Here is a 6,708-nt window from a genome sequence, read left to right on the forward strand (position 1 = left end):
GCATCGCCCGCCAGCGGGCTCCTACAACGGCGACGCCAGCCAGTCGCGCGGTTGCAGGTACTCGGCCAGTTTCGCTTCGGCCGATCCGGCTTCCGGCTGGTACGCGTACTCGAAGCGCACCCGCGGCGGCAGGCTCATCAGGATCGACTCGGTGCGCCCGCCGGACTGCAGGCCGAACAACGTGCCGCGGTCGTAGACCAGGTTGAATTCCACGTAGCGGCCGCGCCGGTACAGCTGGAACTCGCGCTCGCGCTCGCCGTACGGCGTGGCCTTGCGGCGCTCGACGATCGGCAGGTAGGCGTCGAGGAACCCCTGGCCCACGTCGCGGGTGAACGCGAAGCAGCGCTCGAAGCCGCCCTCGTTCAGGTCGTCGTAGAACAGCCCGCCGATGCCGCGCGTTTCGCCGCGGTGCTTCAGGTAGAAGTAGTCGTCGCACCACTTCTTGTAGCGCGGATAGACGTCCGCGCCGTACGGCGCGCACAGGTCGCGCGCCACCGTGTGCCAGTGCCGCACGTCCTCGTCCACCGGGTAGAACGGAGTGAGGTCGAAGCCGCCGCCGAACCACCACACCGGCTCCACGCCTTCCTTGCTGGCCTCGAAGTAGCGCACGTTGGCGTGGGTGGTGGGCACGTGCGGGTTCTTCGGGTGCAGCACCAGCGACACGCCGGTGGCGATGAAGCTGCCGCCGGCCAGGTCGGGCCGGTGCGCGGTGGCGCTGGGCGGCAGCGGGTGGCCGTGCACGCGCGAGAAGTTCACCCCGGCCTGCTCGAACACCGCGCCGTCGCGCAGCACGCGGGTGCGTCCGCCGCCGCCCGCGTCGCGCGTCCATGCGTCCTCCGTGAACCGCGCGCCGCCATCGGCCTGCTCGATCGCGGCGCAGATGCGGTCCTGCAGCTCACGCAGGAAGGCTTCGGCCCGGTTGGCTTGCTCGTTCATCGTCTTACCCGTCGTTGTCGATGCGGCAAGCTTAACAAGGCGCCGGCGGTTGCCCCCGCGGCGCGGCGCCGCGCCGACCTGTGCCAGATCAGCGGCGCAGCGCGGCACCTCGCACGCCGCGGTCGCGCAGGCAGCGCCCGGGATTGCGCGACGGCGCGGACGCGGCGATCCGCGGAAGTGCGGAACGTGGACGCGTCGGCATAGCCGCGGGGCGCCATCCGCGGCAGTTCGCTGGCTGAATGCCCGTTCCGCGCAGGCTAGGCATCCGCGGGGGTGCCCGCTACGCTTTCCCGATGCTTCCTTCGATGACGCCGCTCGCAGTCACCGCGTACACCGCCACGTCCGCCGTGGGCAGCGGCCTGGCGGCGCAGCTCGATGCGCTCGAACGCGCCCGCGGCGGCCTGCGCCCGAACGACTTCGGCAGCGCGCCGCTGACGTGCTGGATCGGCCGCGTCGACGGCGTGGAGGACACCGCCCTGCCCGCCGCGCTGGCCGCCTGGGACTGCCGCAACAACCGGCTGGCCTGGCTGGGCCTGAACCAGGACGGCTTCCTCGACCGCGTGCGGGCGGCGCGCGCGCGCTACGGCGCCGCCCGCGTGGCGCTGCTGCTGGGCACTTCCACCGCCAGCATCGGCGCCACCGAGGAAGCCTATCGCCGGCTCGATCCCGACGGCGGCATGCCCGACGACATGCTGCGCCCGGCGATCCACGCGCCGCATTCGCTGGCCGCCTTCGCCGCCGCCGCGCTCGCGCTGCAAGGGCCGTGCCTGACCGTTTCCACCGCCTGCTCGTCCAGCGCCAAGGTGTTCGCCAGCGCGGAGCGGATGCTCCGCCTCGGCCTGGTCGACGCGGCGGTGGTCGGCGGCGTGGACACCCTGTGCGACAGCGTGCTGTTCGGCTTCAACGCGCTGGAGCTGGTCTCGCCCGAGCCGTGCCGGCCGTTCGACGCCGCGCGCAACGGCATCTCGATCGGCGAGGCCGCCGGCTTCGCCTTGCTGGAGCGCGTCGAGGCGGCGCCGCACGCGCCGCGGCTGCTCGGCTACGGCGAGTCCAGCGACGCGCACCACATGTCCACGCCGCACCCGGACGGCCTCGGCGCCGAGCTGGCGCTGCGCGACGCGCTGGCGCGCGCCGGCCTCGACGCGGCGCAGGTGGACTACATCAACCTGCACGGCACCGCCAGCCAGAAGAACGACGAAGTGGAAGCGGCGCTGGTCGGCCGCGCGTTCCCGGCCACCACGCGGGCCAGCTCGACCAAGGGTTTCACCGGCCACACGCTGGGCGCCGCCGGCATCCTCGAGGCGACCATCGCGCTGCAGGCGATCGAGCACGGCCTGGTGCCCGGCAACCTCGGCGGCGATACGCCCGACCCGATCTGCGGCGCGCACTTCGCCTGGCGCAACGAGCAGCGGCGCGTGAACGTGGCGCTGAGCAACTCGTTCGGCTTCGGCGGCAACAACGCCTGCCTCGCGTTCGCCCGCGCGGGATTCGCCGCGTGAGCGCGCTGCGCGTCTACGTGGAAGGCATCGGCCTGTGGTCGCCGCAACTGGCCGACTTCGCCACGCTGCGCGCGCTGTTGGCCGGCACCACGCCACCAGCACCGCCACCGCGGCCGGCCGCCGCCGTCCTGCCGCCGAACGAACGCCGGCGCGCGCCGGAGAGCGTGCTGCTGGCGGTCGAGGTGGCCGGCCAGGCGGTGGCGATGAGCGGCCGCGATGCCGCCTCGCTGGCCTGCGTGTTCGCCTCCGCGCACGGCGACCAGGCAATCACCGACTACATGTGCGCCACCCTGGCGCAGGCGCCGGCGGAACTGTCGCCGACCCGCTTCCACAACTCGGTGCACAACGCCGCGGTCGGCTACTGGACCATCGCCACCGGCTGTCACGCGCCCTCCACCGCGATCTGCGCCCGGCGCGCCAGCTTCGGCGCCGGCCTGCTGGAGGCGGCCGGCCAGGTGCTGGCCGAACAGCGGCCGGTGCTGCTGGCATGCAGCGACATCGCCGGCAGCGGCCCGCTCGGCGAAGTCTCCGATTGCCGCCAGCCGTTCGGCTGCGCCCTGGTGCTGGCGCCCCAAGCCGGCGCCGCCACGCTGGCCCGGCTCGACTTCGACCTGCAGCCGGGCGCCGACGCCATCGACACGCCGCTGCCCGAGCCGCTCGCCGGCTGGCGCGGCGGCAACCCCTCGGCCGCCGCCCTACCGTTGCTGGCCCTGCTCGCCGGCCGCGGCGGCCGCTGCCGGCTGGCCGCTGCCGCTACACTGGGACTGGTCATCGACATGGAACGGGTCGCTTGAATATCCCCGCCGCACGCTGGTGCGTGCTGATTCCCTGCCTCAACGAGGAGGCCGCGATCCAGTCGGTGGTCGAATCCGTGCTGGCGCTCGGCGTGCCGGTGATCGTGATCGACGACGGCTCGGACGACCGCACGCCCGGGATCGTCGCCGCGCTGCCGGTGACCCTGCTGCGCCACGACGAACGCCGCGGCAAGGGCGAGGCGCTGCGCCACGGCTTCCACGAGGCGCTGCGGCAGGGCTACGACGCGGTGCTGACGATGGACGGCGACGGCCAGCACCTGGCCAGCGACATCCCGCGCATCGTAGCCGCCGCACGGCGCTACCCGCAGCACATCGTGATCGGCGCGCGCCTGCTCGACCGCGAGCAGCAGCCGAAGGGTCGCCGCCGCGCCAACGCGGTGGCCGACTGGGGCATCTCGTGGGCCTGCGCGCAACCGGTGGCCGACACCCAGAGCGGGCAACGCTGGTATCCGCGCGCGGCGCTGGCGCTGGTCGACCTGCCGGCGGAGCACTTCGTGTTCGAGGCGGCGCTCCTGATCGCCGCCTCGCGCGAGAAGAAGCTCGGCGTGGTCTCGGTGCCGATCGCCTCGCGCTACCACGGCGCGTTCCGCCCCAGCCACCTCAAGCCGGTGCGCGACGTCACCCGCATCACCCTCTACACCATCGGTCGGGTGTTCCACTACGGCGATATCGTCGCCAGCTACCGTCGCTCGCGCGGCATGCCGCGCGTCGTCGACGACCCCGCGGCCTGAGCCGGCTCAGCCCATCCCGCCGTTGACGCCGATCACCTGGCCATTGATGTAGCCGGCCGCGTCCGAGCACAGGAACGCCACCAGCGCGGCGACTTCCTCCGGCTTGCCGGCGCGCTGCGCGGGCACCAGTTCGCGGATGCGCCCGGGCGGGAACGCCGCCTCGGCCATGCGCCCTTCGATCACGCCGGGCGCGACCACGTTGACGGTGATCCCGCGCGAGGCCATCTCGCGCGCCAGCGACTTGCCGGCGCCCACCAGCGCGGCCTTCGCCGCCGCGTAGTTGGTCTGCCCGCGGTTGCCCAACTGCGCCGCCGCCGAGCCGATCGAGACGATGCGGCCGAAGCGCGCGCGCGCCATCGGCAGCAGCAGCGGCCGGGTGACGTGGAAGAAACCGTGCAGCGAGACGTCGATCACCCGATGCCACTGCTCGTCGCTCATCCCCGCCATCGGCGCGTCGTCGTGGATACCGGCGTTGTTGACCAGCGCCAGGATCGGCCCTTCGGACAGCAGCACGTCCAGTGCGGCATGCACCACTTCCGCATCGGTGACGTCGAATGCGACCGCCTGCGCGCTGCCGCCGGCGGCGACGATCGCCGCCGCCGTTTCTTCGGCACGGGCCAGGCTGTGGTGGCCATGCACGATCACGTGCCAGCCGGCGCCGGCGAGCGCATGGCAGATCGCGCCGCCGAGTTCGCCGCTGCCGCCGGTGACGAGGGCGCGGCGCGGGTTCGCGGGTTCGGTCATGGCTTGCGGCCCGGTGAAAAGCGCGAGTTTAGCGCAGCGCCCCGGGGCGTCGCTCGCGGCGGTCAGCCGGCGTCGGCCGGATGGATCACCGCGGCACGCCCGCTGGCGAGCAGCCGGCCGCGATGCTCGACGCGGAACGCATACTGCGCGCCGCCGTCGTCGGCGTAAAGGCATTCGGCATGGACGTCCAGATGGCCGTCGAGCCGATCGACATATTCCTCGTGCAGCTGCACCTCGCGCAGGCTGACCAGCCGGCCGGCGCGCATCCCGACGCGGCCGCGCGCACGCGCCAGCAACGCGCCGTGCACCGCCATCGCCTGCGCGCCGTATTCGGCCAGGTGCACTGCGTGCAGACCGTGCGCGCCGCGCAACGGGTTGTCCGTGCGCGCGTGGCCTGCACTGGTGGCGTGGATCGTCCGCTCGTCCCACGCCAGCACCGCGTCGAGCAGGCACATCGCGCCCGCGTGCGGGATCAGGTGCGCCCAGTCAGTCTTCGCGAGGAGCCTGTCGGACTTCGGTTGGCCGGGCTGCAAATCCGTCTGAGCGATCCGTATTTCCGCCGAGTCTTGCCCCATAGAACCACTGTGGGGCGGCGAACCGTCGAAAATCTGGCCTCGCTCAGCCAGATTTTCGCCTCGACCACCAAAGCCCGACAGGCTCCTGGCATGCGGCGCCATCAGGATCGACAGGCAGAAGTGGAACGCCACGCCCAGGCTCACGGTGAGCCCGATCGCGCGCAGCACCGGGATCGTGGCCCACGCCAGCATGCCGAACACCAGCAGCGCGGACAGCACGCAAACCAGGGTGGCGTGCAGCGTGCGCCGCTGCTCGGCCGGGTCGCCGGTGTCGCGCTCGAAGAACAGCGCGTAGTGCAGGCCGAGGCCACCGGCGAGGATCAGCGCGACCAGGTGGAACAGCGAGATCTCGACGCCGGCCACGCGCTCCACCGCCAGCACCAGGAAGGTGGCCAGCGTCATCGGCGCCAGCACGTGCCAGGCGCGGCGCAGGCTGCGCAGCGCGAACGCGATGGTCAGCACCAGCAGCACCGCGGCGGCCAGCAGCGCCTGCAGGATGCGCGTGCGGTAGCCGACCACCAGCGACTCGGAAGCGGCCTTGAGGTCGATCAGGCGCACTGCGCCATGCGTGTTTTCGCCCAGCGCCTGCAACGCAGCCACGTCGTGCACGCCGCTGACCGTGCCCAGGCCCAGCCAGTGGCCGTCGCGCTCCACCAGCATCGCGGCGAGGCGCTGGCCCAGCGGCGCCTGCGCGTAGCGCTGCGGTGTCAGCGGCGGCAGCCGGCGCGCCGCCTGCACATCGTCGAGGAACGGCTGGAACAGGTCGGCGCGGAACGGCAGACCCTGCAAGGCCTCATCCAGCGCGCGCTGCAGCGTGGCGCGGTCGGGCAGCTTCTGCTGCCGTTCGCGCTGCACCGCCACGCTGGGCAGATAGCGCGACGGCAGTTCCAGCGCGTCGGCGGCCTGCTTCGCCAGCAGCGCATCCACCCGCGGCTGCAGTGTTTCCGACAGTGCCAGCACGCCCTGCTCGGTCGGCGCCTGCAGCACCAGCAGGTAGCGCACGTCCGGCGCGCCGAGCGCCTCGCGCAGGCGCGCGTCGTGCTGCAGCAGATCCTGCGGCAACGGGGTCAGCGCGGCGAGGTTGTCCTGCCAGAACGGCGCGGGCGCGAGCGCCAGCATCAGCACGATCGCCACGGCGACCGCGGCGGGAATCCAGCGCGGCCGCGGCAACCGGTCGACCACCTCGCGCGCGCGCGCCAGCCAGCGCATGTCGGCGACGTCGCGCACGCGCCGCGGCAGCAGGTGCGGCAGCAGGTAGCGCGTGCTGAAGCCGGCCACCAGCAGGCCGACGATGGTGAACACCGCCAGCTGCTTCAGCCCGTTCACGCCGGAGGCGTAGAACGCCAGGTAGGCGATGCAGGCCGAGGCGATCGCGGTGAGCAGCAGCGGCCACAGCGTGCGCACGCTG

The 6,708-nt window shown here is 72.9% G+C and carries 6 protein-coding genes and 1 pseudogene; 3 read left to right on the forward strand and 4 right to left on the reverse strand.

The window, feature by feature from the left end; all coding sequences use genetic code 11:
* Positions 1-21: 21 nt before the first annotated feature.
* Complete coding sequence (gene hemF / locus RHOFW104R8_RS04385; protein WP_068096170.1) at positions 22-936, reverse strand: oxygen-dependent coproporphyrinogen oxidase; 915 nt, start codon at positions 934-936, stop codon at positions 22-24.
* 305 nt (positions 937-1,241) lie between these two features.
* Here hemF and RHOFW104R8_RS04390 point away from each other — a divergent pair, with 305 nt between their 5' ends.
* The 3 genes from RHOFW104R8_RS04390 to RHOFW104R8_RS04400 are packed head-to-tail and all read left to right on the forward strand — an operon-like array spanning position 1,242 to position 3,981.
* The gene (locus RHOFW104R8_RS04390) at positions 1,242-2,435 is read left to right on the forward strand and encodes a beta-ketoacyl-ACP synthase (RefSeq protein ID WP_068096172.1); all 1,194 of its coding nucleotides are present in this window, start codon (positions 1,242-1,244) and stop codon (positions 2,433-2,435) included.
* Complete coding sequence (locus tag RHOFW104R8_RS04395; RefSeq protein WP_068096174.1) at positions 2,432-3,229, forward strand: beta-ketoacyl synthase chain length factor; 798 nt, start codon at positions 2,432-2,434, stop codon at positions 3,227-3,229. The genes RHOFW104R8_RS04390 and RHOFW104R8_RS04395 overlap by 4 nt, the downstream gene beginning before the upstream one ends.
* A complete protein-coding gene (locus RHOFW104R8_RS04400; protein WP_068096176.1) occupies positions 3,226-3,981 on the forward strand; it encodes a glycosyltransferase family 2 protein in 756 nt (251 codons plus the stop codon). Before RHOFW104R8_RS04395 ends, RHOFW104R8_RS04400 begins: the two co-directional genes overlap by 4 nt.
* Positions 3,982-3,987: 6 nt before the next feature.
* On the opposite strand, the gene fabG is transcribed toward RHOFW104R8_RS04400, so the two are convergent.
* The 3 genes and pseudogenes from fabG to RHOFW104R8_RS04410 all read right to left on the reverse strand — a co-directional run.
* Positions 3,988-4,725: a 3-oxoacyl-ACP reductase FabG gene (fabG, locus tag RHOFW104R8_RS04405; protein ID WP_068096178.1), complete on the reverse strand. Its 738-nt coding sequence runs from the start codon at positions 4,723-4,725 to the stop codon at positions 3,988-3,990.
* A gap of 62 nt (positions 4,726-4,787) precedes the next feature.
* A complete protein-coding gene (locus RHOFW104R8_RS16865; protein ID WP_082823526.1) occupies positions 4,788-5,180 on the reverse strand; it encodes a phosphotransferase in 393 nt (130 codons plus the stop codon).
* 207 nt (positions 5,181-5,387) lie between these two features.
* Positions 5,388-6,708: pseudogene (locus tag RHOFW104R8_RS04410) on the reverse strand (MMPL family transporter); the annotation flags it as partial.

It is taken from the genome of Rhodanobacter sp. FW104-R8 (assembly GCF_001617365.1).
In the GTDB taxonomy this organism is placed as follows: Bacteria; Pseudomonadota; Gammaproteobacteria; order Xanthomonadales; family Rhodanobacteraceae; genus Rhodanobacter.

Coding starts and splice junctions, on each gene's coding strand:
- RHOFW104R8_RS16865 (WP_082823526.1), bottom strand. CDS start 5,180: ATGTGCCTGCTCGACGCGGTGCTGGCGTGGGACGAGCGGACGATCCAC.
- fabG (WP_068096178.1), bottom strand. CDS start 4,725: ATGACCGAACCCGCGAACCCGCGCCGCGCCCTCGTCACCGGCGGCAGC.
- RHOFW104R8_RS04390 (WP_068096172.1), top strand. CDS start 1,242: ATGACGCCGCTCGCAGTCACCGCGTACACCGCCACGTCCGCCGTGGGC.
- hemF (WP_068096170.1), bottom strand. CDS start 936: ATGAACGAGCAAGCCAACCGGGCCGAAGCCTTCCTGCGTGAGCTGCAG.